At 71.7% G+C, this 24,435-nt stretch carries 23 protein-coding genes; 6 read left to right on the top strand and 17 right to left on the bottom strand.

Translation table 11 applies throughout. The features are described from left to right. Positions 1 to 88: 88 nt before the first annotated feature. The gene (gene rpmB, locus B5D60_RS13050) at positions 89 to 274 is read left to right on the top strand and encodes a 50S ribosomal protein L28 (protein ID WP_078701430.1); all 186 of its coding nucleotides are present in this window, start codon (positions 89 to 91) and stop codon (positions 272 to 274) included. A 90-nt stretch (positions 275 to 364) separates the two neighbouring features. Beyond that, positions 365 to 1,774, top strand: coding sequence for an amidase (locus B5D60_RS13045; RefSeq protein ID WP_078700571.1), 1,410 nt, complete (start codon positions 365 to 367; stop codon positions 1,772 to 1,774). A 15-nt stretch (positions 1,775 to 1,789) separates the two neighbouring features. Here B5D60_RS13045 and B5D60_RS13040 read toward each other — a convergent pair whose 3' ends face one another. Next, positions 1,790 to 2,734 (bottom strand): thiamine-phosphate kinase, encoded by a 945-nt coding sequence (locus B5D60_RS13040; RefSeq protein ID WP_078700570.1) that lies wholly within the window; start codon positions 2,732 to 2,734, stop codon positions 1,790 to 1,792. Positions 2,735 to 2,815: 81 nt separating this feature from the next. Here B5D60_RS13040 and B5D60_RS13035 point away from each other — a divergent pair, with 81 nt between their 5' ends. Then, positions 2,816 to 3,052 carry an Lrp/AsnC ligand binding domain-containing protein gene (locus B5D60_RS13035; RefSeq protein WP_078700569.1) on the top strand — a complete coding sequence of 79 codons (237 nt, stop codon included), beginning with the start codon at positions 2,816 to 2,818 and terminating at the stop codon, positions 3,050 to 3,052. A 54-nt stretch (positions 3,053 to 3,106) separates the two neighbouring features. Here B5D60_RS13035 and B5D60_RS13030 read toward each other — a convergent pair whose 3' ends face one another. The 3 genes from B5D60_RS13030 to B5D60_RS13020 form a co-directional block, all read right to left on the bottom strand. After that, on the bottom strand, positions 3,107 to 4,039 hold the full coding sequence (locus B5D60_RS13030) for a PKD domain-containing protein (RefSeq protein ID WP_078700568.1): 933 nt from the start codon (positions 4,037 to 4,039) through the stop codon (positions 3,107 to 3,109). Then, positions 4,009 to 4,587 (bottom strand): DUF6318 family protein, encoded by a 579-nt coding sequence (locus B5D60_RS13025; protein ID WP_078700567.1) that lies wholly within the window; start codon positions 4,585 to 4,587, stop codon positions 4,009 to 4,011. Before B5D60_RS13025 ends, B5D60_RS13030 begins: the two co-directional genes overlap by 31 nt. Before the next feature lie 63 nt (positions 4,588 to 4,650). Further along, positions 4,651 to 4,956 (bottom strand): WXG100 family type VII secretion target, encoded by a 306-nt coding sequence (locus B5D60_RS13020; RefSeq protein ID WP_078700566.1) that lies wholly within the window; start codon positions 4,954 to 4,956, stop codon positions 4,651 to 4,653. Between the two features lie 202 nt (positions 4,957 to 5,158). On the opposite strand from B5D60_RS13020, the gene B5D60_RS13015 reads away from it, so the two are divergent. From B5D60_RS13015 to B5D60_RS13005, 3 genes are read left to right on the top strand one after another with little or no spacing between them, the layout of a single operon-like run. Beyond that, complete coding sequence (locus tag B5D60_RS13015; RefSeq protein ID WP_078700565.1) at positions 5,159 to 5,503, top strand: hypothetical protein; 345 nt, start codon at positions 5,159 to 5,161, stop codon at positions 5,501 to 5,503. Between the two features lie 9 nt (positions 5,504 to 5,512). Next, positions 5,513 to 7,501 (top strand): DUF6571 family protein, encoded by a 1,989-nt coding sequence (locus B5D60_RS13010; RefSeq protein ID WP_078700564.1) that lies wholly within the window; start codon positions 5,513 to 5,515, stop codon positions 7,499 to 7,501. Then, positions 7,498 to 8,094 (top strand): hypothetical protein, encoded by a 597-nt coding sequence (locus B5D60_RS13005; protein ID WP_078700563.1) that lies wholly within the window; start codon positions 7,498 to 7,500, stop codon positions 8,092 to 8,094. The genes B5D60_RS13010 and B5D60_RS13005 overlap by 4 nt, the downstream gene beginning before the upstream one ends. A gap of 1 nt (position 8,095) precedes the next feature. Here the strand turns inward: B5D60_RS13005 and B5D60_RS13000 are convergent, their stop codons facing one another. The 13 genes from B5D60_RS13000 to B5D60_RS12940 form a co-directional block, all read right to left on the bottom strand. After that, positions 8,096 to 9,211: a cysteine desulfurase family protein gene (locus tag B5D60_RS13000; protein WP_078700562.1), complete on the bottom strand. Its 1,116-nt coding sequence runs from the start codon at positions 9,209 to 9,211 to the stop codon at positions 8,096 to 8,098. Further along, positions 9,208 to 10,044 (bottom strand): carboxylating nicotinate-nucleotide diphosphorylase, encoded by an 837-nt coding sequence (nadC, locus tag B5D60_RS12995; protein WP_078700561.1) that lies wholly within the window; start codon positions 10,042 to 10,044, stop codon positions 9,208 to 9,210. The genes B5D60_RS13000 and nadC overlap by 4 nt, the downstream gene beginning before the upstream one ends. Beyond that, positions 10,037 to 11,554, bottom strand: a complete 1,518-nt coding sequence (nadB, locus tag B5D60_RS12990) for an L-aspartate oxidase (protein ID WP_078700560.1) — start codon at positions 11,552 to 11,554, stop codon at positions 10,037 to 10,039. Before nadB ends, nadC begins: the two co-directional genes overlap by 8 nt. Position 11,555: 1 nt before the next feature. After that, complete coding sequence (gene nadA, locus B5D60_RS12985; RefSeq protein WP_078700559.1) at positions 11,556 to 12,800, bottom strand: quinolinate synthase NadA; 1,245 nt, start codon at positions 12,798 to 12,800, stop codon at positions 11,556 to 11,558. Then, entirely contained in the window at positions 12,797 to 13,438 is a 642-nt protein-coding gene (locus B5D60_RS12980) for an NUDIX hydrolase (protein ID WP_078700558.1), read from the bottom strand. Before B5D60_RS12980 ends, nadA begins: the two co-directional genes overlap by 4 nt. 47 nt (positions 13,439 to 13,485) lie before the next feature. Further along, positions 13,486 to 13,881 carry a hypothetical protein gene (locus tag B5D60_RS12975; protein ID WP_078700557.1) on the bottom strand — a complete coding sequence of 132 codons (396 nt, stop codon included), beginning with the start codon at positions 13,879 to 13,881 and terminating at the stop codon, positions 13,486 to 13,488. Between the two features lie 41 nt (positions 13,882 to 13,922). Then, the gene (locus tag B5D60_RS12970; protein ID WP_078700556.1) at positions 13,923 to 14,810 is read right to left on the bottom strand and encodes a GNAT family N-acetyltransferase; all 888 of its coding nucleotides are present in this window, start codon (positions 14,808 to 14,810) and stop codon (positions 13,923 to 13,925) included. A gap of 22 nt (positions 14,811 to 14,832) precedes the next feature. Next, entirely contained in the window at positions 14,833 to 18,204 is a 3,372-nt protein-coding gene (locus B5D60_RS12965; protein WP_078700555.1) for an error-prone DNA polymerase, read from the bottom strand. Positions 18,205 to 18,357: 153 nt separating this feature from the next. Beyond that, positions 18,358 to 19,929: a DNA polymerase Y family protein gene (locus B5D60_RS12960; protein WP_078701429.1), complete on the bottom strand. Its 1,572-nt coding sequence runs from the start codon at positions 19,927 to 19,929 to the stop codon at positions 18,358 to 18,360. After that, a complete protein-coding gene (locus B5D60_RS12955) occupies positions 19,929 to 20,624 on the bottom strand; it encodes a hypothetical protein (protein ID WP_078700554.1) in 696 nt (231 codons plus the stop codon). Before B5D60_RS12955 ends, B5D60_RS12960 begins: the two co-directional genes overlap by 1 nt. 113 nt (positions 20,625 to 20,737) lie before the next feature. Continuing rightward, the gene (locus B5D60_RS12950) at positions 20,738 to 22,444 is read right to left on the bottom strand and encodes a dipeptide ABC transporter ATP-binding protein (RefSeq protein ID WP_078700553.1); all 1,707 of its coding nucleotides are present in this window, start codon (positions 22,442 to 22,444) and stop codon (positions 20,738 to 20,740) included. After that, positions 22,441 to 23,439 (bottom strand): ABC transporter permease, encoded by a 999-nt coding sequence (locus B5D60_RS12945; RefSeq protein ID WP_078700552.1) that lies wholly within the window; start codon positions 23,437 to 23,439, stop codon positions 22,441 to 22,443. Before B5D60_RS12945 ends, B5D60_RS12950 begins: the two co-directional genes overlap by 4 nt. After that, complete coding sequence (locus B5D60_RS12940; RefSeq protein WP_078700551.1) at positions 23,432 to 24,358, bottom strand: ABC transporter permease; 927 nt, start codon at positions 24,356 to 24,358, stop codon at positions 23,432 to 23,434. The genes B5D60_RS12945 and B5D60_RS12940 overlap by 8 nt, the downstream gene beginning before the upstream one ends. Positions 24,359 to 24,435 lie beyond the last annotated feature (77 nt).

Genomic DNA, 24,435 nt, shown 5'->3' with positions numbered 1-24,435 from the left:
CACCGGACTCGATTAGCGCTGGTCGTGTCGCGTCAGGTATGCTCGAGAGGTTGTATTTTTCCCCCGAACTAGTTCAGGAGTGGTCGCCGTGGCAGCCGTCTGCGATGTGTGCGGCAAGGGACCGGGCTTCGGCCACAACGTGTCCCACTCGCACCGACGCACCAAGCGTCGTTTCGATCCGAACATCCAGCGCGTCCGCGCCGTCGTCGAGGGCACTCCGAAGCGACTCAACGTCTGCACCGGTTGCCTGAAGGCCGGCAAGGTCTCGCGCTGAGACGCTCAGATCTTTCATGAACAACGGCGGCCCTCGGGCCGCCGTTGTTCGTTTCCCCCGGGACCCGCTGCGTCGGTCTATCCTCGCGGAGTGACCCGAATCCACGCCTTCACCGACGACGTCCTCGCCGATCACGATGCCGTCGCCGTGGGCCAGCTCATCGCCTCCGGCGAAGCCAGCCGCACCGAGGTCCTCGAGGCCGCCCTGGCCCGCATCGACCGGGTGAACCCGGTCCTGAACGGGATCAGCCACGACGACCGCGCCCGGGCCACGATCCGCGCCGAGGACGTCTCCGGCGACGGCGGCCCCTTCGCCGGGGTGCCGAGCCTGATCAAGAACAACACCGACTACAAGGGCGTGCCCACCCAGCAGGGCTCCGCGGCGGTGCCGCCCGAGCCGGCGGAGCGCCACGAGGAGTTCACCGAGCAGTTCCTGTCCACCGGCGTCACCGTGGTCGGCGCGAGCACGCTCCCGGCCTTCGGGCTGACCGCCTCCACGGAGTTCGTCGACCGCGAGCCGACCCGCAATCCGTGGAACCCCGCCTACTCCTCGGGCGCCTCCTCCGGTGGCTCAGCGGCCCTGGTCGCCGCGGGCGCCGTGCCGATCGCCCACGGCAACGACGGCGGCGGCTCCATCCGGATCCCCGCGGCGGCCTGCGGGCTCGTGGGGCTCAAGACCACGCGCAACCGCCTCGCTCCGGCCAAGGAGATGAAGGACGCCCCGCTCGACATCGTGGCGAACGGCGTGCTGACCCGCAGTGTGCGCGACACCGCCGTGTTCCTGGCCGCCGCCGAGAAGTACCGACCGGTCCCCCGCCTGCCGCGGGTCGGCCTCGTCGAGGGCCCCTCGACGCGCCGCCTGCGCGTCGGCCTCGTGACCGAGACGCTCAACGGCGTGCCGCTCGACGCCGACAGCGCGCGCGAGCTGCGCCGTGTCGCCGAGCTCGTCGCCTCCCTGGGACACGTGGTCGTCGAGATGCCGATCCCCGTCGACGCGGCCTTCGAGCGCCACTTCGTCCAGTACTGGCGCACGCTGGCCTTCTCGCTGGACTACGCCGGCCGGTTCGTCGTCTCGCGCGACTTCGACCGCAGCAAGGTCGATCCGTTCACGCGCGGGCTGGCCAACGCGTTCGTCCGCAGCTTCTGGCGCACCCCGGGCGCGATCATCGCCCTCAAGCGGTCGGCAGGGGCCTACAGCGAGGTCTTCGCGGAATGGGACGTGGTGCTGAGCCCCACGCTCGGCCACGTCACGCCCGAGCTGGGCTGGCTCGACCCCGGCGTCGAGTTCTCCGAGGCGTTCGACCGCCTGCGCACCTACGTGGCGTACACGCCGCTCAACAACGCCTCGGGTGGGCCGGCGATCAGCCTGCCGCTGGGTCGCAGCTCGAACGACCTGCCCCTGGGCCTGCACTTCTCGGCCGACCACGGCGACGAGCGCACGCTGCTGGAGCTCGCCTTCGAGCTGGAGGCGGCGTCGCCGTTCGCGCGGATCCAGGACTGAGCCGGGTCCGAGCGCTCAGGTCCAGTGCTTGTGGCCGGTGCCGCCCTCGTACGGGGCGCCGGCAACGGTGACGCCCTCACCGGCCCGGACCGTGCCGATCTTCGTCCAGCCGTCCGGCAGGGTCGTCCCGGCCGCGAAGGTGGCGGCCAGCGCGTAGTCGTCGCCGCCGGTCAGCACGAACCTGAGCGGGTCGACGCCGCCAAGCGCTCCGGCCACCGTCTGCACGGCGTCGAGGATCGTGAAGGCCGCAGGGTCGAGATCGATCGCGACCTTGCTGGCCCGCGCCACGTGGCCAAGGTCGGCCAGCAGGCCGTCGCTGATGTCGATCATCGAGGTGGCTCCCGCGGCCGCGGCCGCGGGGCCCGCCGCGTACGGCGGGTGGGGGGTGCGGTGCTCGTCGACGGCAGCCTTGGGAGACCGGAAGCCACGGCTCAGCGCTCCGTACCCGGCGGAGGCGAGCCCGAGGGTGCCGGCGTAGGCGACCTGGTCGCCGGCCTTCGCGCCCGCACGGGTGACGGGACGCTCGGCGTCGCCGAGGGCGGTGATCGACAGGATCACCTGCTCGGCGGACGACATGTCGCCGCCGACGATCTTGGCGCCGACCTTGTCGCACTCCTCCACCATGCCGCCGACGAGGTCGGCCACCCAGGAGACCGGCAAGTCGCCCGGCGCCGCGAAGGCGACCAGCAGGGCCGTGGCGACGCCGCCCATGGCGTTGATGTCGGAGAGATTCGCGGCGACAGCCTTGCGGCCGATGTCGGCGGCGGTGGACCAGTCGCGGCGGAAGTGGCGGCCCTCGACGAGGATGTCGGTCGCGGTCACGTAGGTGCCGTCGGCCGTGGCGATGTGCGCGGCGTCGTCCCCCGGACCCACCAGCACGTAGTCGCTGGTGCCGAGTCGCCCCCTGACGAGATCGATCAGCCCGAACTCGCCCAGTTCCGCAATCGTCTGCTCGCTCACAGGGTCATTGTCTCAGCCGACCGCGTCGGACCGAGGCGACTGCGATAGCGTGTCCCGGGCCGAAAGAAAGCAGGTTCCCCGATGGCCGTTCACGCCTACATCCTCGTGCAGACCGAGGTCGGCAAGGCCGCCGACGTCGCCGCCGCGATCGCCCAGATCGAGGGGGTCGAGCTGTCCGAGGACGTCACCGGTCCCTACGACGTCATCGTGCGGGCCGAGGGCCCCTCGGTCGACGAGCTCGGCACCCTGGTGGTCTCGCAGATCCAGCGCGTCCCGGGCATCACCCGCACGCTGACCTGCCCCGTCGTCCGGATCTGACCACCCGGCGGGCCCGCTACGCGAGATGGCAGCGGGCACGCCGGAGGCGTGAGGTCAGTCGACCTCGGTGACGACGGACTGGATCTCGCCAACCTCGAGCGCCTGGGGCGCGGAGGTGCGGGTGATCGGCGTCGGCATGTCGATCGGCGGGCCGTTGGGCACGAAGATGCGCGCGGTGTAGCCGACGGTGACCGAGACGCTGTAGTCACCCGAGCGGGCGTAGGCGTGCTCGACCGCGCCGGCCTGGCCGACGGAGGCGCTGCGCACACCGACGCCGCTGCCTGAACGGCCGTCACCGAAGGACCAGGTCACGTCGCCGGGGGTGAACTCCACCGGGATCGAGTAGCCGAGCAGCTCGACGGTGACGGTGGCGCCCTGCGCCTGCGCCGCGAAGTTCGTCGGGATGTTGACGTACGAGCGATCAGCCGGCTCGATCACGAACGTGGGCGTCGGTGCGAGCGCGCGGGCGCGCTCGATGATGTCCTCGGTGGTGATCGTCGGCGGCTCGGACTCGTTGGGCTCGTCCTGTCCGCGGCAGACGACTCCGGCGCTGCGGAAGTTGTCCTCGGTCGCGAGGTTGTCGGGGCCCATCGAGCGCTCGAAGACGCGGTAGCGGTAGTCGCCCTCGGCCGGGCAGGAGCCGAAGCCGGTGCAGAGGACGTCGCCGACCGTCTCGTAGTCACCGACGCCGCGCCCGGTGGCGCGCACCGAGTTGTCGGAGCAGTAGGGCACGAAGACCTTCTGGGTCCACGGCACGGGCACGCGAATCGCGCCGCCGCCTCCGTTGTTGCCCCCGGTGCCCGGGTTGCCGTTCGAGCCACCGTCGGACCCACCGACGTCGGTGCCGCCGTCGGTGTTCTCGCCGTCCCACGTGGGATCGGCGTACGCGCCGACTCCGGCGCCGAAGACCAGAGCGGTCGTCAGCGCCAGGATCGAGGCCGCTCGACGCAGGCCCCTCAGCCGAGGTCGTATCGCAGCAGCAGCCACTGGTCGTCCTTCCACTGGATGTCGGCCTTGAAGGGAAGCCCCTGGGCCGCCTTGATCGTCTCTGCCTTCTTCTTGCCGTCCGTCGTGACGACCGAGCGGCCCTTCGGCACGTCCATCGTCAGCTTCACCTGGTAGAAGACATCATCGGTGATCGTGGGCTTCCCGGCCAACTCGTAGGTGGCGGGGCCCGTCAGGATCGACTTCTTGTTGATCTTGCCATTGTCGTAGTTGTCGACCCAGCCCTGGCACGACTCGCACGTGGCGACGTCGGCGATCGCGGTCAGCGCCGGCACGTCCGAGGTGGCCATCATGTAGAAGACCGTGTCGGCGGCGAACTCGGCGAACGCCTGGGCGCCTGCCTCGGACTGCTCGTCCACGGGTCGCTCCGGCTTGGCGTCGGCGGACCAGGCCGCTTCGGTGGTGGGCGCAGACGTGGTGGCTGACGCGCTGGGCTTCGGGTCCGCAGGATCGCTGTCGTCACTGCCGCACGCGGCGGTCAGGCCGAGCGTCAGCACGAGGGCGGCGGCACCGGCGAGGGTCTTGCGCATGGAACTCCTTCAGCACGAACCGAGACGCCCGGCCCCACGAGGGAGCCGGGCGTCGAGGTCAGGTCAGCGAGGCGACTGCAGGGGCGTCAGCACGGGGTGCTGATCGGCTTCCTTCGCGCCCTCGGCGAACTTGTTGTGCTGGAAGGCGACGTCAGTTCCGGCGTTCGAGAACGCCTGGCACAGCTGCGTGAGCGCCTGCTTGAACTGGATCCAGGCCTCGTTGAACTCCTTGGCGCCGGTGGACTGCCACTCCTCGTTCGCCTGGTTCAGGGACGCGTCCACGTTGGAGACCATCGTGTCCGTTTCCTGCATCGACTTGTTGAGCGTGTTGTACAGCGCGTAGAGATCTTCGATCCGAGCTTGCACCATGGGTTTGTCTCCTTCGTGAGTTCGTCCCCCGATATTTCGAACGCAGGGACCAGGATGCTGGCCACGAGCGTATCGGACAGATCGCCCGTTGGCAGCCCTACCCGACCATCGGGCATGGCCCGTTGTGACCACGTCGGGCTGACGGCGTCATCGATCGGCGCTACGCTGGGCCACGCCGAAGCAACCATCGCCGGGGGAAACGATGACACCTGAAGACACCGAGGACACGACCGAGCCGAACCTGTTCCGCAACACGCTGCAGTCGGCGAAGACGACCGTGTCCAACTGCGGGAACAACGTCTACTCCGGTTACGGATCGCCGCTCGACGCGATCGCCAACCCCCTGGCCAACGGCGGGTGGGTCTGCACCGAGGCCGACTCCTGGATCGCCGAGCTCAAGGAGCAGTGCACCGGCATCCCCGAGGCCTTCGACGACGCGGTCTCCACGATCCAGGCCCGGATCGGGTCCGAGCCGGACATGGTCCCCGAGAACGACTGGCGCGGCAACAACTGGCCCCGTCAGTGGCGCATGCAGAGCATGTACTGAGAGGGCGTCATGACCACCGTCACGATCAAGATCGACGAGATCGGCGCGGCGATCACCGCGATGCAGGACCTCTCCACCGAGGTCCAGTCGCAGGCCGCCGTCGCGCGATCCGCCTCCCCGATCAGCCTGCCGAGCCTGTCGGACAGCTCGCTGGGCAAGAAGACCCGCTGGCTGGACGACCACCTCGAGGACCTCACCACGCGCCGTGACCTCGCGATCCTGCTGGACAAGGAGGGCACGGGCTCGGCCACCTACTCGGTCACGAGCGACACGCTCTCCAGCGTCAAGGAGATGCTCGGCCAGGAACTCGCCTCGGCGGCCGCCTCGATCGATGCCAGCTCCTCCGAGGAGGACCTCGACCACATCGCCGGCCTGCTCGAGACGTGGAACGAGGATCCCGACGTCATGGCGGCGATGTTCACCGAGCTGGGGCCCGACGGCACCGTCGGCTTCATGGCGAACATCTCGTCGGCGATGGGCTATGGCGGCGTCGCCGACCCCGAGAAGTACACCTCGCTGGCCGAGGAGTTCCGCACCGGCCTGTCCACCGCCTCGAACGCGCCCGGCTTCCCCGCCGAGACGTTCGGCGAGGAGATCGTGCGGTACAGCTGCGCTCCCCTGCTCACCGACGAGGAGCAGCGGGCCTTCTCCGAAGAGTTCGGCATGGGGATGAACGGCGCCAACATCCTCACGTACCTCATGCAGGACACCACCTACGACGACGACTTCCTGCTCGGCGCCGCACGGACGCTCGACGGCTTCGAGCGCATGGCGCAGGACGGCCCGCTCACGGCGCAGGACTGGTACAACCACAATGGTCACGGTCCGCTGCCGACGAAGGACGAGTACGACGGCTGGTACGACGACCCGATGGCCGCGATCATGCACAACTTCGGGGAGAACCCCGAGGCCGGCCTGACCTTCTTCACCGAGCCCACCGACGACGGCTGGAACCGCCAGACCTACTACTTCAACGACCGCGAGTGGAAGGCCGACGGCTACGGCGGCATCTCGCACGCCGTCGAGGGCATCGGCACCTCGGAGGCCAACCTCACGAGCGATCCCGAGGCCACCACCGGACTGGTCTCGCGGTTCCTCGACCAGGTGGCGAACAGCCCGGGCTTCAACCCCGAGGACGCCAAGGCCGCGTCCCCGCACATCGCCGACCTGCTGAAGTTCTACATGCCCGCGGTCGACACCGCGCTGCGCTTCCCGAACGAGGACGGCGACGGCGGCTCCAAGAGCCTCACGATCGACAACCTGGGCACGTTCGAGCACTACCCGATCCTGTTCAGCGACGACCTCGACTCGCTCATGCAGGTCGCGATGGGCACGCCCGACGGCATGCAGAGCATCGCCGAGGGCACGGGCGCCTACCAGCAGACCCAGGTCAACAACATCGCCGCGGCACTCGAGGCGAACCCCGACGACCCCGACCTGCGCATGCAGCTGCGCGACGTCCTCCAGCGCTCGGCCGCCCTCCAGGGCTTCGCCGAGTACTCGGTGGGCCAGGTCGAGATCGAGGGCGCCGAGAGCCGCGACGCCCAGCGCCAGGCCTTCATCGACCTCGTCGGCGACGCCGCGGGCATGGTCCCGCTGCCCGGGGCCGACGTGGTCGGCGACTGGGGCAGCAAGCTGATCGACTTCGGCTACAGCCAGGCGGTCGACCTCGGCAAGGACGCGGGCGGCGACGCCTTCACCTCCGAGGGCGCGGCCGCCACGGACAACGCCAACGACCGCGCCGCGGCGGGCACGAACCGGGTCAAGATCCAGGCCTACCTCGCGCTCGTGGAGTCCGGCGTCATCCCCCGCGACCAGGTGCCCGACAGCTTCTTCGAGAACGGGCGGCTCATCAACGCCGGCGACATCCCGGCCAACGAGATGTCCAGCTACGCCCAGTCGGCGATGTCGGGCGTGAGCTCCTACGCGTCGAACAACGACCTCGAGGGCCCCTACCGGGACGAGTTCCTCGAGTACTACGGACCGGCGGGCGAGTGACGGTGCGGCGACTGCTGATCGGCGCCGTCGCGGCCGCCGCCCTGCTGGCGGGGTGTGCCGACGAGGAGCCGAAGGGCGGCACCGACCGCGACGACGTGCCCGCCACCCTGCTGCAGCGCGAGGACCTGCCGGAGGTCGAGAAGGTCTCCACCGACGACCGCTCGGTGCTCACGAGGACGAACTGCGCCGCGATGGAGGGCGAGTACAACCTCACGATCACCGACTCCGACGACGTCAGCGCCCTGTACGTGCTGGCCGACGGCGACCAGGTCAGGTCGTCGCTGCAGGGTCCGGCGCAGAACCAGACCACGATCGACCACACCATCGACCAGGTCGACGCGGCGATCACCGAGTGCCTGACCGCGGACATCCCGAGCGGGAGCTTCGAGCGGATCGAGGGCCTGCCCGACGGCGCGGTCGGCTTCCGCACGGTCCAGGACACGTCCGAGGGCCCACAGACCACCGAGCGCGTCTACGCCCCGGCCGACGACGACACCGCCGTCGTGGTCACGGTCGACCACCTCGGCGAGGGCGAGCCCTCGGTCACCGCCGCCGAGCTGCTGCCGCAGGCCGTGCAGCGCGCGCAGGGCTGAGTCAGGCCTTCGCCACCTGGGCGAACTCCTCGGCCGCCCTGTGCAGCGCCTCGTCGTCCACCGAGGCGTCGAACGTGAAGCGCACGGCGGTCTGGGCGGTCTCGCGGTCGTGGCCCATCGCCGTGAGCACGTGGCTGGGCTCGTCGCTCCCGGCGGCGCAGGCCGAGCCGCTCGAGGTGACGATCCCTCGCGCGTCGAGGTCCACCAGGATCGACTCCCCGCTGCGCGGCGTCTGCGTCAGAACGAACGAGGCGTGACCGGGCAGGCGCTGCTCACGGTGCCCCGTGAGCTCGGCTCCGGGCACGAGCTCCTCGACCAGCGCGACGAAGCGATCCCGGCGCGCCGAGACGGTGTACGGATCGCCGTGGCCGAGCTCGAGCGCCGTGGCGATGCCGACGGCGCCGGCGACGTCCTCGGTGCCTGAGCGCCGCCCGTCCTGCTGCGCGCCGCCGTGCACGAGCGGCTCCCAGGCCTGGCGCCGGTCGATCCACAGCACCCCGACGCCCTTGGGCGTGCCGAGCTTGTGCCCGCTGATGCTGAGGGCGGTGACGCCGAGGGCGCGCGCGTCGAGGTCGAGCCAGCCCGCGGCCTGCACCGCATCGGTGTGGAAGGGGACGCCGCGCTCGGCGGCGACGGCCGCCAGCGCAGCGATGGGCTGGACGGTGCCGACCTCGTTGTTCGCGTACTGGATGCTCACGACCGTGGTGTCGTCGCGCAGGGCCGCGGCGAGCCGGCCCGGGTCGACGAGCCCCTCGGCGTCCACGGGCAGCTCCGTCACCTCGAACCCGAGCCGGCCGAGCCAGGCCGCGGACTCGAGCACCGCCGGGTGCTCCACCGCGCTGACCACGACGTGACGTCCGCGCGGGTCGGCCAGGGCGATCCCCTTGATCGCGGTGTTGTCGGACTCGGTGCCGCCGCTGCAGAACGTGACCTCACCGCCCCGGGCGCCGAGCACGGCGGCCACCCGCCGCCGGGCGTCGTCGAGCGCCCGGCGCGCGGCGGCCCCCACCTCGTGGTGGCTGGCCGGGTTGCCGAAGTCGCGGGTCAGGAACGGCCACATCGCCTCCAGCACCTCGCGGCGCACCGGGGACGTGGCGGCGTGGTCGAGGTAGATCACGAGAGCCGTACGTCCAGGCCGAGATCGAGGTTGCTGACCGAGTGCGTCAGCGCCCCGACGCTGATGACGTCGACGCCCGTCTTCGCGATGTCGGCGATCGTGGTCAGGTCGACGCCGCCCGAGGCCTCGACGAGCGCTCGACCGGCCACCAGCTCGACGCCGGCGCGCAGGTCGTCGAGGGTGAAGTTGTCGAGCATGATCGTGTCCACTCCCCCGGCCAGCACGGGCTCGACCTGGTCGAGCCGGTCGACCTCGACCTCGAGGTGGGTGGTGTGCGGCAGCTGCTCGCGGGCCGCGCGGATGGCGGCGGTGACGTCGTCCACGAGCGCCAGGTGGTTGTCCTTGGCCATGACGGCGTCCGACAGGCTGAAGCGGTGGTTGTGGCCGCCGCCGCACCGCACGGCGTGGCGCTCCAGCGCGCGCAGACCCGGCGTCGTCTTGCGGGTGTCGACCACCCGCACCTCGGGTCCCGCGGCCTCGACGTAGGCGGCCGTGAGGGTGGCGATGCCGCACATGCGCTGCACCAGGTTCAGCGCGATGCGCTCGCCACGCAGCACGGCGCGCGCGTTGCCACGCACCGTGGCCAGCCGGTCGCCGCCGGCGAACCGGGCGCCGTCCTCGAGGTGCAGCGTGACCTCGACCCGGGGGTCGAGCGCGGTCATCGCGACCTCGACGACCTCTCCACCGGCGAAGACGCCGGGCTCACGGGCCACGAGGTCGGCCGTGGCGACGGCGTCGCGCGGGACGAAGACCTCGGACGTGAGGTCGCCGTGCGGAGCATCCTCGTCGAGCGCGGCCTCGACGACGCGCACGATCTGGCGGCGCTCAAGCATGGCGCACCGCCACGAGCGTGGAGTGCCGCGCCTGGCCGGGGCACGACTCGGGGAGGTCGCGACGGAAGTGGCCGCCACGCGACTCCTCGCGCGCCAGCGCGCTGGCGACGACCGCGCGCGCCACCCACCACAGGTTCGCGTCCTCGGCGGACTTCGCGTCGATCGGCGCCGGCGGCGCCCACGCGGCCAGCACCCCGGCCGCGTCCTCGAGGCCGGAGCGGTCGCGCGACAGCCCGGCGGAGTCCCACATGAGCTGCTGGAGGTCGGTGCGCCCGAAGGCCTCGTTGCCGGGCACGACGTCGAGCTCGATCGGCTGGGCCCACACGCCGTCGAGGTCCGCCTGCGTCTCGCCGGCGCGTCCGAGGATCGCCTCGCTGACGCGACGGCCGTAGACGGCGCCCTCGAGGAGCGAGTTCGACGCCAGCCGGTTGGCCCCGTGCAGTCCGCTGCAGGCGACCTCGCCCACCGCGTACAGGCCGGGCACGCTGGTGCGGCCCCACACGTCGGTGCGCACGCCGCCCATGACGTAGTGCGCCGCGGGCGTGACCTCGATCGGGTCGCGCGACCAGTCCAGGCCCTGCGACCGCACGACGGCGTCGATCGTGGGAAAGCGCTCGGCCAGGAACCGGGCACCCAGGGCCGTGGCGTCGAGCCGCACCGGCGCACCGCCTTGGCGCTGCATCTGCTCGGCGATCCCCCGGGCCACCACGTCGCGCGGCGCCAGCTCGGCGTCGGGGTGCACGTCGGTCATGAACCGGTGCCCCGAGGCGTCGACGAGGACCGCGCCCTCGCCGCGCACCGCCTCGGACACGAGGTGGTTGCCCGGGGTGGCCAGCGACGTGGGGTGGAACTGGTGGAACTCGAGGTCGGCGACGACGGCGCCCACCCGCAGCGCGATCGCCACGCCGTCGGCCGTGGCGACGGCGGGATTGGTGGTGCAGGGGAACAGCTGCCCCGCGCCGCCGGTGGCCAGCACGACGGCGTCGGCCGCCAGGACCTCGCCACCGAGGAGGCGCACGCCGGTGGCGACCCCGGCCTCGACCACGACGTCGACGACCGTGGTGTTCTCACGGACGGTGATCCCACTGCCGGCGAGCCGCGCGATGAGGGCCGAGGCGATCGCCGAGCCGGTGGCGTCACCGCCGGAGTGCAGGATCCGCTCGTGGGAGTGCGCGGCCTCGAGCCCGAGGGCCAGCTGCCCGTCCGCGCGGTCGAACGGCACGCCGCGCCGGATGAGCGCGGCCACCGCGGCGGGCCCGTCGGCGCACAGCACCTCCACCGCGTCCTCGGCGCACAGGCCGGCACCGGCGACGAGGGTGTCGGCCACGTGGGAGGCGACGGTGTCCTCGGTCGCGGTCACCACCGCCACGCCGCCCTGCGCGACGGCGGTGTTCGACTGGTCGAGCCGGGCCTTGGCGACGAGCGTGACCTCGACCCCGGGCCGCGCGACGAGCTCGAGCGCGGTGGTCAGGCCAGCGACGCCGCTGCCCACGACGACGACGTGCGTCATGTCAGTCGGCCTTCGGAAGGGCGGCGAGCATCCGCTCGAGCGCGACCTTGGCATGGACGGCGACCTCGTCGGTCACCACGATCTCGTTGCGGACCTCGCCCTCGACCAGGCCGTCGAGCACCCACGCGAGGTAGCCCGGGTGGATGCGGTACATCGTCGAGCATGGGCACACGACCGGGTCGAGGCAGAAGACCGTCTTGTCGGGGTGCTCCGCAGCCAGCCGGTTGACCAGGTTGATCTCGGTGCCGATCGCGATCACCGAGCCGGACGGCGCCGCCGCGACGAACTTCCGGATCGCGTCGGTGGAGCCGGCGGCATCGGCGGCGTCGACCACGGTCATGGGGCTCTCGGGGTGGACGATCACGCGGACGCCCGGGTGCTGGGCGCGGGCCTGCTCGATCTGGGCCACGGTGAAGCGCTTGTGCACCGAGCAGAAGCCCGGCCACAGCAGCACGCGGGCGTCGCGCAGGACGTCCTCGTCGACCCCGAGACCGGGACGCCGCGGGTTGATCATCGGCATCTGCTCCAGCGGCACGCCCATCGCCTTGCCGGTGTTGCGGCCCAGGTGCTGGTCGGGGAAGAACAGCACGCGGCGGCCCTGCTCGAAGGCCCACTCCAGCACGGTGGAGGCGTTGGACGAGGTGCACACGATCCCGCCGTGGCGTCCGCAGAACGCCTTGAGCGCAGCCGACGAGTTCATGTACGTGACCGGGACGGTCTCGTCGTCGCCGTAGAACTCGGTCAGCGCCTCCCAGGCCGCCTCGACCGACTCCTCGTCGGCCATGTCGGCCATCGAGCAGCCCGCCGCGAGGTTCGGCAGGATGACCCGCTGCTCCGGGCGGGCCAGGATGTCGGCGGTCTCGGCCATGAAGTGCACGCCGCAGAACACGATCGCCTCGGCGTCGGGACGGGTCAGCGCGGCGTTGGCCAGCTGGAACGAGTCGCCCACGAAGTCGGCGTACTGGACCACCTCGTCGCGCTGGTAGAAGTGCCCGAGGATGACCAGGCGGTCGCCCAGCGTCTGCTTGGCGGCGCGGATGCGGGCGTGCAGCTCGGCCTCCGGCATGCGCTGGTACGCCGCGGGCAGCTGGCCCGGGCGGGTGACCGGGGCGGGGATGACGTCGGTCTCGGACGCGCCCGGCCCGTAGCCCGGGAACCGGTCGAACTCCCACGGCTGCTTCGCCAGCTCGGCGTCGCACGTGTCGCCGGGCGCCGTGACGATGAGGTCGTTGATCGAGAGGGTCATGCTGTCTCCAGTCGGTAGAGCGCCGGCGGCCGGTGGCTGGTGCCGGTGACGTGACGGCCCGTGGCGACGATGCGCGGGTGGGCGAGTGCCTGACGGCGGAAGTTGGCGGGATCGAGGCGCACCTGGCGGACGGCCTCGTGCACCTCGCGCAGCTGGGCGATCGTGAACTCCTCGCCGGTGAACGCGTGCGCGATGTCGGAGTAGGTGATCTTGGCGCGCAGGCGGTCGAGCGCGTACGTGACGATCGCGTTGTGGTCGAAGGCCAGCGCCGGGACCTCGTCGGCGACGAACCACTCCACGTTCTCGCCGTCGATCGCCCGCGCGTCCTCGTCGGGCCGCACGAGCGCCCAGTAGACGATCGAGACGACCCGGTCGGGCGAGCGGTCGATGCCGCCGAAGCTGTAGAGCTGCTCGAGGTACGACGGCTCCAGCCCCGTGGTGCGGCGCAGCGTGGTGCGCGCCGACGTGACGAGGTCCTCGGCCGGCTTCAGGGGGCCGCCCGGTAGCGCCCATTGGCCGAGGAACGGCTCGCGGATGCGCTTGACCAGTGGCAGCCACAGGGTGTCGTGGCCGGTGGCGGGGTGCGGGCGCAGCGCGAAGATCACCGTGGACACGGCCAGTTCGATGCGTTGCTCCATCACACCCACCTCCTTAGGGTCACCGCGACACTAAGGGGTGGTTAAGGTCATGTCAACCCTAAGTCTCGAGACGTGGGCCTCCGATGATCTCGATACGCGTCTCGCTGCGCTCGCATGCTACTCGATCGCCGGCGGTCGAGCAGCACGGCGAGGAACGAGCACCGGTGGTCGAGTAGCACGGCGAGGAACGAGCGCCGGTGGTCGAGCAGCACGGCGAGGAACGAGCGCCGGTGGTCGAGCAGCACGACGAGGAACGAGCACCGGTGGTCGAGCAGCACGGCGAGGAACGAGCACCGGTGGTCGAGCAGCACGACGAGGAACGAGCACCGGTGGTCGAGCAGCACGACGAGGAACGAGCACCGGCGGTCGAGCAGCACGACGAGGAACGAGCACCGGCGGTCGAGCAGCACGACGAGGAACGAGCACCGGTGGTCGAGTAGCACGGCGAGGAACGAGCCGGCGTATCGAGACCCGGATCCCGGCGTCAGAAGTAGTCGCGGATGAGAACCGGGCCGGTCGGCGGCTCGAAGGCCTCGGACTCCAGCACGAGCAGGTCGTAGGGCCGGTTCTCCAGGACGCGGTGCTCCGGCAGCACGGACGTCAGCTCGGTCCCCGAGGTGTCGAAGCGGACCGTCGGGGCGACGGTGGAGAACGTGCCGAACATCCACAGCAGGGAGTCCCGCGACCCCTCGTCGGCCCAGACCAGGTCCTCGACCTCGACGTGGGCGTCCCCTCCGACGCCCGGCGACCGGTTCCACGCGGCGTAGGCGAGGGCCGTGCCGTCCTCGTCGAGCGCGAGGGTCACGCCCGTGGCGTCGTGCAGCCAGGCATCGTCGTCGAACTCCACCGTCGTGCGGGTGAGAGGGCCGTCGTGGCGGCTCGCCCAGCCCGTGTAGATCCGCTTCAGGGCCGGGAGGTCGTCGGCGGTCGCGCGCCGCAGCTCGCGACGGCGCGTGAAGCGGTGCAGGGCCGAGGCGTGGACCTCGATCGTGTCCATCGCACCGACCGTCCGGTACCCCAGGCTCGCGTAGATTCCCGGCGCGCTGGCGAACAGCGTGGCGACGACGTCCCCCTGCGAGCGGGCGTCGTCGTGCAGGCGCTCCATCAGCGGACGCAGCAGCCCACGGCCGCGGAACTCCGGCGCGATCGCGACGCCGCCGACGCCGCACGTCGGCACCTCGCGTCCGCCGAACCACGAGGCGTACGGCTTGCGCGTGGTGGTGGCCGCGAGCCGCCCGTCGACGAACAGCCCCCAGCGCTCGTACGCGGGATGCTCGACACGGTCACCGCCCAGCGTCGAGGTCCCGAACGCCGGAAGCCGCACGGCCACGAGCGCGTCTCGGTCGTCCTCGGTCAGTCTGCGGATCTCCATGGACCCGACCCTAGGCGAGCGCTCAGCGATAGTCGCGGGACCGGTGGTTGCTCGGCACGGCGGGGTCGATCAGGCGCTCGAGCGTCTCGGCGACGAGGTTGACCGCCCCCTGCTGGTGCTCGAGGCGCCCCCGGATCACCACGGCGGCACTCGACCGCGCCACGGCCCGGTGCCGCTGCCACACGGCGTCGAACACCACCACGTTGAGCATCCCGGTCTCGTCCTCGAGGTTGAGGAACGTGACGCCCCCGGCGGTGTACGGCCGCTGGCGGTGGGTGATCAGTCCTGCCACCCTGATCCTGCGGTCCGATTCGTGATCGGCCAAAGAGCTCACGGTCAGGATTCCTGCCGCGTCAAGCATGGCGCGAAGGTGGGCGAACGGGTGCTCGCTGGGAGAGATCCTCGTCGACTCGAGGTCGGCGAGCGTCAGCTCGACGTCGCTCATCCCCGGCAGCATCGGCGGCGGCGCCACGATCGCCGTGCCGGGCAGCTTGTCCTGGCCGTCGGTGTAGCCCGCGTTCCAGATCGCCTGGCGCCGGGTGAGGCCGAAGTCGTCGAACGCGCCGGCGGTGGCCAGCTGCTCCTGCTGGGCCCGGGTGAGGCCGCAGCGCCGCACCACGTCGGCCATGTCGGCGAAGGGCCGCTCCTCCCGCGCGGCCACGATCCGCTCGGCGTCGGCCGTGCCGATCCCCTGCACCGAGGTCAGCCCCAGGCGCACCGCGTGGTGGCCGTCGCGACGGTGCTCGGCGTGGTCGGGAGCGGCGGAGGCATCGAACTTCCCCACCGGCGGCTGGTCGGGGTGCGCGCAGGACGCGCGGCCCGTGGGACCGGTCGGGTCGCCGAGCGGCTCGAGGTCGGCGTGGACGCCCGACCGCACGATGTCGGGACGGCGGACCTCGACCCCGTGGCGCCGCGCGTCGGCCACGAGCGACTGCGGCGAGTAGAACCCCATCGGCTGGGCGCGCAGCAGGCCGGCCAGGAACGCCGCCGGGTGGTGCAGCTTGAGCCAGCTGCTGGCGTAGACCAGCAGCGCGAAGCTGATCGCGTGGCTCTCGGCGAACCCGAAGTTCGCGAACGCCTGGATCCGGCCGTAGATGTCGTCGGCGAGGTCGCCGGTGATCCCCTTCTCGGCCATCCCCCGGTACAGCTGGTCGCGGAGGCGGTCGATCTTCTCGATCCCCCGCTTGGACCCCATCGCCCGGCGCAGCAGGTCGGCCTCGTCGCCGGTGCACCCGCCGAGCACCATCGCGATCTGCATGAGCTGCTCCTGGAACAGCGGGACCCCCAGCGTGCGCTCCAGCACGGGCTCGAGCACCGGGTGCGGGTACGTGATCGGCTCCTCGCCGAGCTTGCGCCGGATGTAGGGGTGCACGGCGCCGCCCTGGATCGGGCCGGGGCGGATCAGGGCGATCTCGATGACCAGCTCGTAGAACCGGCGGGGCCGCAGCCGCGGCAGGGTGCCGATCTGGGCGCGGCTCTCGACCTGGAACACCCCGATCGAGTCGGCCCGGCAGAGCATGTCGTAGACGCCCTGCTCCTCCTTGGGCATCGTGGCCAGGGTCCACCGCTCGCCGACGCGCTCGGCGACGATGTCGAAGGTGTGCTGGATGGCGCCGAGCATCCCCAGGCCGAGCAGGTCGAACTTGACCAGGCCCATGTAGGCGCAGTCGTCCTTGTCCCACTGCAGCACGGTGCGGCCCTCCATCCGGGCGCGCTCGATCGGGACGACCTCGCCGACGGGGCGCTCGGTGAGCACCATGCCGCCGGAGTGGATGCCCAGGTGGCGCGGGGACTTCATCGCCTGCTCGGCCAGGCGCACCACCGGCTCGGGGATCGCGTCGGCCTCCTGCTCGGGGGCGTCGGTGCGGATGGAGGACCACGAGTCGATCCGCTTGCTCCAGGCGTCCTGCTGGCCCACCGAGTGGCCCAGCGCCCGGGCCATGTCGCGCACGGCCGACTTGGGCCGATAGCTGATGATGTTGCAGACCTGGGCGGCGTTGCGGCGGCCGTACTTGTCGTAGACCCACTGGATCACCTCCTCGCGCCGGTCGGAGTCGAAGTCCACGTCGATGTCGGGCTCCTCGTCGCGGGTGGCCGACAGGAAGCGCTCGAAGGGCAGGCCGTACGCGATCGAGTCGACCGCCGTGATCTCGAGGGCGTAGCAGACCGCGGAGTTGGCCGCCGAGCCCCGGCCCTGGCACAGGATCCCGCGGCTGCGGGCGAACGCCACGATGTCGTGGACGATGAGGAAGTAGCCGGCGAAGTCCTTCTCCTCGATGACCGCCAGCTCGCGCTGGAGCCGGGCCTCGGCAGCATCGCGGTCGGCGGCGTAGAGGCGGTCGGCGCCGCGACGCACGAGCTCGCGCAGCCACGTCATCGGCGTGTGGCCCGGGGGCACCTGCTGCTTGGGCAGCCGCGGCGAGGCCTTGCGCAGGTCGAAGGCGCACGCGTCGGCGATCTCGACCGAGCGGGCCACCGCCCCGGGCCACCGCGCGAACCGCTGGGCCATCTCGGCACCGGAGCGCAGGAACGCCGGCGGCGCGAGCCAGCCGTCGAGCTCGGCCAGGCTGCGGCGCGCCCGGACCGCGGCGAACGCCTGGGCCAGCCGGGCGTCGGCGGGCCGGGCCGCGTGGACGTTGCCGGTGGCGACGGTGGGCAGGCCGAGCTCGGCGGCCCACCCGGCCAGCGCGTCGTTGGCGGGCCCGTCGCCGGGACCGCCGTGGTCGGTCAGCTCGACGACCACGTGCTCGGCCCCGAACAGGTCGACGAGCCGGTGCAGGCCCGTGATGCCCTCGCGCCGGACCCAGCCCTTGCGGCACCCGGTGAGCACGACCCAGTGGTCGCGACCCCGCTCGGCGAGCTCGGCCAGGTCGTACACCGGCCGGCCCTTCTGGTCGCCCGCGAGGTTCGCCTCGGTGATCGCCGAGGCCAGCGCGTGGTAGCCCTGCACGCCGCGCGCCAGCACCAGCAGGTGGTCGCCCTCGGGATCGGGGACGCCGTTCTGCGGACCGGGCAGGCCCAGCGACAGTTCGGCGCCGTAGACCGTGCGCAGACCGTGCAGCTGGGCCGCCTCGGCGAACCGGGCCGCGCCGCTGAAGCCGTCGTGGTCGGTGAGCGCGAGGGCCGACAGCCCCAGGTGCACGGCCTCGCGCACGAGCTCCTCGGGGTGGCTCGCGCCGTCGAGGAAGCTGTGGTTGCTGTGGCAGTGCAGCTCGGCGTACGGGACCACCGCATCGGGCGCGGCGGGCACCTCGGGAGCTTGGTAGGCACCGCGCTTGCGCGAGAACGCCGGACCGTCGCCCCCGTCGGGCAGCGGCTGTGCGGGATCGCGCCACCGGCCCGACAGCCGCGCCTCCAGCTCGCGCCACGAGATGTCGGGGTTGTTCCAGCCCATCAGTGGACCACCATGATCTCGATACGACGTCTCGCTGCGCTCGCCGTCACTCGATCACCGGCAGCGCGCCCGGTGGTTGAGTAGCAGGCGACGAAGGAGCCGCGTATCGAAACCACCGCTCCCGACCCTCCCGCGAGCCCACCGCCGACCCGGTCAGTCATAGCGGGCCTCGGTCCACCAGTGGCCGTTCTCGACGACCATGAGCCAGGCGCTGCCGTCGACGCCGACGACCTGGAAGCGGGCGACGCGCCGGGCGGCGGCCTCGTCCCACCAGTGCTCGTCGACGGGCCACGGCCCGGCCCAGGCCGCCACGGGCTGCCAGGCGGCGTCGACGCCGGCCCGGAAGCGCGCCGGACGTCCGGACAGCGCCCCCCGCCCGCTGACGCTGACCGGCATCCCCTCGGCGCCCACCACCTGCGCGGGCGCGGGCTCGGCGAACACCGTGGCGGGCGCCGGCGGCGGCACGCTGCCCGGCCACGGCCGGTCGCGGGGCCGCTGGGCGACCGGACGCTCGCCCCACGCGGCCGACAGCCGGCGGTCGGACGGTCCCCGGCCGCCCTGCACCCCGACCGAGCGGACCCCCTCGGGGCCCACCAGCGCCTGGACGCGCGCCACCGAGCGCTCCACCTGGTCGTCGGGTCCGCCCCCGAACAGGCTCTCGGCGTGCTTCCCGAGGGGCTCGACCTCGACAGGGACGCAGCGCACCGCCACGACCGGCCCACCCGGAGGGGCGGCGGACAGCTGCCACCGCACGCGGTCGAGCACGTCGACCGATCCGAACCACCGCGGATGGCGCCACAGCCGGCTGGACACCCGGGGCTCCCCCGCCACCTCGGCGTCCACCTCGATCCGCAGGGTGGAGCAGACCAGGCCGGCCGCGTCGAGCCGGCGGACGAAGTCCTCCACGGTCTGCCGGGCACTGAAGACCACCGCATCGGCGCGCTCCAGCGCCGGCTCGAAGGCCACCGACGCCACCAGCTCGGGCGGCGGGGTGCGCCGCGAGATGCGGCGCACCTCCTCGCCCCGGGACCAGCGGTGCATCAGGGCTCCGTGGGCGCCGAAGCGGGCCAGCACGTCGGGAGCGGGCAGGGCCGCGAACTCCCCGACCCGGCGGATCCCCAGCCGGCGCAGCACCGTGACGAGGTCGAGGCCGGGCGCGGCCGGGCCCGCGGGGGCCGGCACCTCCAGCACCTCCACCGGCAGGTCGCGCAGGAAGTCGACGTTGCCGCCCGGCGCCACGATCACGCTGTCCTGCGCCGGGGCCCGGCGTGCGGCCAGCTCGGCGACGAAGACGCCGTCGGCGATGCCGAAGCGCACGTCCCACACCCCGAGGCCGACGAGGTGCTCGGCCATCACCGCGACCGCCTCGGGCTCACCGCCGTAGTACCGCTCGGGCACCGACAGCGCGCACAGTCCCGGCCGCAGGGGCGCCACGCCCGGGCTGAGCTCCTCCAGCGTGGTGACCACCTGCTCGAAGGCGCGGGCGTCCGCCTCGGGCCGGTGGTCGCAGACCACGAGGTCGGGGCAGCGCGACTGGGCGTCGCGTCGGCGCATCCCCCGACGCACGCCGAGCGCGCGGGCCGCGGGCGTGCAGGCCAGCACCACGCCCTTGTCGAACACCGCCAGCGCGGGCGAGGGCTCGCCACCGCCGCGGGCCGCCTCGGCCAGCTCTCCCTGATGCACGAGCGCCGGCCAGTCGGGCACCCACACCACCATCGTGCGCATCAGCCCGCCGCCCCCCACCGGTCCGTTGCTGCGACCGACTCGAGGCGAGGGTCACGGTCCACCGACCGGCCGAGGGCGACCGGGGCCACGCGCAGCTCGCGGCTGGGGAACCACAGCCGGCGCGAGCCCGTGACGCGACCGCCGCGCTCGACCTCGACGGTGGCCTGGCGCGCCACCAGGTGCCCGTGCCCGTCCTGGGGCCCGGCCCAGACCGTGTCGCGCAGGCGCAGCCGGGCGTCGGCCCGCGGCCAGTCCCCCACGGCCACCAGGACGCCCTGGCGCCGGTGCAGCCGGGCCCTCAGCCGGGCGACCTCGCGCTCGGGCAGCGTGACCCGGTCGACCAGCACCACGCCGACCGCGTCGACCAGCGCGCCCAGCACCGAGGCCGGGTCGGCGCCCACGTCCGGCACCCACACGGTGCGATCGAGGTCGACCCCCACCTCGGCGGCGGCCTCGAAGCCGATCCGGTCGGTGCCGACCATCGCGCACCAGGCGCCGTCGCGGGACGGGCCGGCCATCAGCAGCAGGGCCAGGCTGGTGGAGTCGACCGCGTAGCTGCCGCCGGGCTGCAGCGACAGCAGGCCCGACAGCGCCGGATGCGTGGGCATCGACAGCACCGACGGGCGTCCCTGCATCCGGCCGATCTTGGCCCGCAGGTCATCGACCAGCGCGGCAGGAGGGACGGCGAGACTCACCCCTCCATGATCGAACACCTGTTCGAAGGAGTCAACACGAACCCCGAGATCGGAGACGAAACCGCGGGTGGTAGGCCCTCAGGCCCACCACCCGCGGTGAGGTGTCCGAACGATCAGCGCGAGAGCTCGATGGACCCACCGGGGATCGCGTCGAGCAGTCGGCGCGTGTACGCCTGCTTGGGGTTGCTGTAGACCTCGTCGACCGAGGCGTGCTCGACCAGCTTGCCCCGCTCCATCACCAGCACGTCGTCGGCGATCTGGCGCACGACCGCCAGGTCGTGGGTGATGAACAGGTACGACAGGCCCATCTCGGCCTGCAGGTCGGCCAGCAGCGACAGGATCTGCGCCTGGACCAGCACGTCGAGCGCGCTGACGGCCTCGTCGAGGATCACGACCTCGGGCTGCAGCGCCAGGGCACGCGCGATCGCGACGCGCTGGCGCTGGCCGCCGGAGAGCTCGTTGGGGAACCGCTGCGAGACGGTCCACGGCAGCGAGACCTTCTCGAGCAGGTCGCGGACCCGCGCCTCCCGCTCGGCCTTGGAGCCGATGCCGTGCGTGGCCAGCGGCTCCTCGATCGCCCGGAAGATCGTGTACTGCGGGTCGAGGGACGCGTACGGGTTCTGGAACACCGGCTGCATCTGCCGGCGGAAGGCCAGCTGCTGCTTCTTGGTGCGCAGGGTCGAGATGTCGACCCCGTCGAACTCGACGGTGCCGCTCGTGGGCTCGAGCAGGTCGAGCACCATGCGCGCGACCGTGGACTTGCCCGAGCCGGACTCCCCCACGATGGCCGTGGTGGTGCCGCGCGGCAGCCGGAACGACACGTCGTCGACGGCGATGAAGTCGTTCTTGCGCCACGGGGCCGAGCCGGGGATGGTGAACACCTTCCGCAGGCTCTTGGCCTCGAGCACGATGTCGGAGCCCTCGCCGAACTCGGACTCGAGGTGGGCGACCTCCTCGGCCAGCTCCTCGGCGACCTCCTGGGCCTGCTCGCGGACCTCGGCGCGCTGCTGCGACAGCAGCCGCTGCGAGGCCAGCGACGGGGCGCTGGAGATCAGGCGCTTGGAGTACGGGTGCTGCGGGTCCTGCAGGATCTCCAGGGCGGGACCCGACTCGACGATCTGGCCCTTGTACATGACGACCAGGTGGTCGGCGCGCTCGGCGGCCAGGCCCAGGTCGTGCGTGATCAGCAGCACCGCGGTGCCCAGATCAGCGGTCAGCTGGTCGAGGTGGTCCAGGATCTGCTTCTGCACCGTCACGTCGAGCGCGCTGGTGGGCTCGTCGGCGATGAGCAGCTTCGGCCGGGCGGCCAGGCCCATCGCGATGAGCGCGCGCTGGCGCATGCCGCCACTGAACTCGTGCGGGTACTGGCGCGCGCGCTGCTCGGCGTCGGGCAGGCCGGCCTCCTCGAGCAGCTCGACGACCCGCCGGTCGACGTCCTTGCCCTTGACCACGTCGTTGGCCACCAGGACCTCGGCGATCTGCTTGCCGACCTTGACGAGCGGGTTCAGGTTGCTCATCGGGTCCTGGGGCACCAGGCCGATGCGCGAGCCGCGGACCGCCAGGATGTCCTTCTTGTTGGACTGCGCGATGTCCTTGCCCTCGAACAGGATCGATCCGCTCGTGACGCGGCCCGTGCCCGGCAGCAGGCCGATGATGGCGTGCGCGGTGGTGGACTTGCCGGATCCGGACTCACCGACGATCGCGACGGTCTGGCCCGGGTAGACGGTGAGGTTCGCACCGCGGACGGCGGGGATGTCCTCCTTGTTCTGACGGAACGCGACGTTCAGGTCGGTGACCTCGAGCAGCGGCGTGCGGTTCATTCGCGGTTCCTCGACTTCGGATCGAGGGCGTCGCTCACGGCGTCGCCCAGCAGGATGAATCCCAGCGACGTCAGGGCCAGCGCCGAGGCGGGCCAGAACATCACGCCGAGCCGCTCGCCGGAGCGCACCTGGTTCTGCGCGGCCGAGATGTCGTTGCCCCACGAGACGATGCTGGTCGGCAGGCCCAGGCCCAGGAACGACAGCGTGGCCTCGGCCACGATGTAGACGCCCAGCGACACGGTCGCCAGCACGATCACCGGAGCGAGCGAGTTCGGCACCACGTGGCCCCACAGGTTGGCGCGACGGGTCTTGCCGATGGCGCGCGCCGCATCGACGAACTCGAGGCTCTTGACCTCCAGGACGGCACCGCGCGAGATGCGCAGCACCTGGGGCCAGCCGAACGCCGCCAGGGCGAACACCACGGTGAGGATGAAGCCCCAGTAGCCGCGGTCGGGCCACAGGTTGTTGATGATCGACAGGCCGACCAGGGCGCCCAGCAGCAGCGGGATCGCGAAGAAGATGTCGGCCACGCGCGAGATGAACGTGTCGGACAGGCCACCGTAGAAGCCGGCCATCGCCCCGAAGATCACGCCCGGGATCGTGACGACGAGCGTGCACAGGAAGCCCACCAGCACCGAGGCGCGGGCGCCGTAGATGGTGCGGGCGAACACGTCGTAGCCCTGCTTGTCGAAGCCGGCGATGTGGCCCTCGCTGGGGCCCTCGAGGCTACGGCTCAGGTCGGCGCGCGTGGGGTCGATGTCGGTGAACAGCTGCGGGAACAGGACCACGATCACGACGAAGAACAAGATGACGACCGAGACCCAGAAGATCCAGTTCTTCCGGAGGCGCTTCCACGCCTGCTTCCACTGGCTCTCGGGGCTGCGGGAGTCGTCGAACGAGCCGGTGTCCGCGAGGGGCGTCACCTCGACGGGGGCGACGAAGCGCTCCTGGCCGGGCAGGCTCTTCGGGGGGAGGTCGATGGGGAACTCAGGCATAGCGGATCCTCGGGTCGAGCCAGGCATAGAGGAGATCGACGATCAGGCTCATGACGATGTAGATGAGGACCATCACCGTGACGACCGAGACGATCGTGGGGCCCTCCTTCTGCTGGATGGCGCGGAAGGCCAGGTTGCCCAGACCGGGGATGTTGAAGATGCCCTCGGTCACGATGGCCCCGGCCATCAGGGTGCCCAGGTCGGCACCGAGGTAGGTCACGACGGGGATCAGCGAGTTGCGCAGCACGTGGCGCCGGTTGACCTGCCCGTCGGTGAGGCCCTTCGCCCGCGCGGTGCGCACGTGGTCGGCGGTGAGGTTCTCCACCACGGAGGTTCGGGTGAGGCGCAGGACGTAGGCGAACGACACCAGGCCCAGGACGAAGGCCGGGATGATGAGGCGGTCCCAGCTGGCGTCGCCGCCGACCGTGACCGGTGCCCACCCCAGCTTGACGCCGAAGATCAGCTGCATCGTGAAGCCGAAGACGAAGATCGGGACCGCGATGACCAGCAGCGAGGTCACCAGCATCGTCGAGTCGAAGAGCTTGCCGCGCTTGAGGCCGGCGAAGAAGCCGGCAGCGATGCCCAGGACGCCCTCGATGATCAGCGCCATGAACGCGAGCTTGAACGTGACCGGGATGGTCTCCGCGAGCAGCTCGCTGACGGGGCGGCCCGAGAACGAGACGCCCAGGTCACCCTGCGCCGCGTTGCCCAGGAAGAGCAGCCACTGCACCAGGAACGGCTTGTCGAGGTTGTACTGCTGCTCGATCTCCATGCGGACCGCGTCGGAGACGGGCTTCTCGCCGAACAGCGCGACGATCGGGTCGCCGGGCATGGCGAAGACCATGGCGTAGATGAGCAGCGTGGAGCCCAAGAGGACTGGGATGGCCTGCAGGATCCGCCGGCCGATGTACCACCACATAGTTAGGAACCTCCGCAGCACGAGGGTCGTCCCGTGCATCGATTAAGCGTACCTTCGGGCCGCGGGTCGAGCGCGGT

The organism is Aeromicrobium choanae (assembly GCF_900167475.1).
Lineage (GTDB): Bacteria > Actinomycetota > Actinomycetes > Propionibacteriales > Nocardioidaceae > Aeromicrobium > Aeromicrobium choanae.
This window is presented reverse-complemented; position numbering and strand designations above follow the sequence as displayed.

Coding starts and splice junctions, on each gene's coding strand:
- B5D60_RS13035 (WP_078700569.1), top strand. CDS start 2,816: ATGGCCGTTCACGCCTACATCCTCGTGCAGACCGAGGTCGGCAAGGCC.
- B5D60_RS13025 (WP_078700567.1), bottom strand. CDS start 4,587: ATGCGCAAGACCCTCGCCGGTGCCGCCGCCCTCGTGCTGACGCTCGGC.
- B5D60_RS13020 (WP_078700566.1), bottom strand. CDS start 4,956: ATGGTGCAAGCTCGGATCGAAGATCTCTACGCGCTGTACAACACGCTC.
- B5D60_RS13015 (WP_078700565.1), top strand. CDS start 5,159: ATGACACCTGAAGACACCGAGGACACGACCGAGCCGAACCTGTTCCGC.
- B5D60_RS13010 (WP_078700564.1), top strand. CDS start 5,513: ATGACCACCGTCACGATCAAGATCGACGAGATCGGCGCGGCGATCACC.
- nadC (WP_078700561.1), bottom strand. CDS start 10,044: ATGCTTGAGCGCCGCCAGATCGTGCGCGTCGTCGAGGCCGCGCTCGAC.
- nadB (WP_078700560.1), bottom strand. CDS start 11,554: ATGACGCACGTCGTCGTCGTGGGCAGCGGCGTCGCTGGCCTGACCACC.
- nadA (WP_078700559.1), bottom strand. CDS start 12,800: ATGACCCTCTCGATCAACGACCTCATCGTCACGGCGCCCGGCGACACG.
- B5D60_RS12980 (WP_078700558.1), bottom strand. CDS start 13,438: ATGGAGCAACGCATCGAACTGGCCGTGTCCACGGTGATCTTCGCGCTG.
- B5D60_RS12970 (WP_078700556.1), bottom strand. CDS start 14,810: ATGGAGATCCGCAGACTGACCGAGGACGACCGAGACGCGCTCGTGGCC.
- B5D60_RS12965 (WP_078700555.1), bottom strand. CDS start 18,204: ATGGGCTGGAACAACCCCGACATCTCGTGGCGCGAGCTGGAGGCGCGG.
- B5D60_RS12960 (WP_078701429.1), bottom strand. CDS start 19,929: ATGCGCACGATGGTGGTGTGGGTGCCCGACTGGCCGGCGCTCGTGCAT.
- B5D60_RS12950 (WP_078700553.1), bottom strand. CDS start 22,444: ATGAACCGCACGCCGCTGCTCGAGGTCACCGACCTGAACGTCGCGTTC.
- B5D60_RS12945 (WP_078700552.1), bottom strand. CDS start 23,439: ATGCCTGAGTTCCCCATCGACCTCCCCCCGAAGAGCCTGCCCGGCCAG.
- B5D60_RS12940 (WP_078700551.1), bottom strand. CDS start 24,358: ATGTGGTGGTACATCGGCCGGCGGATCCTGCAGGCCATCCCAGTCCTC.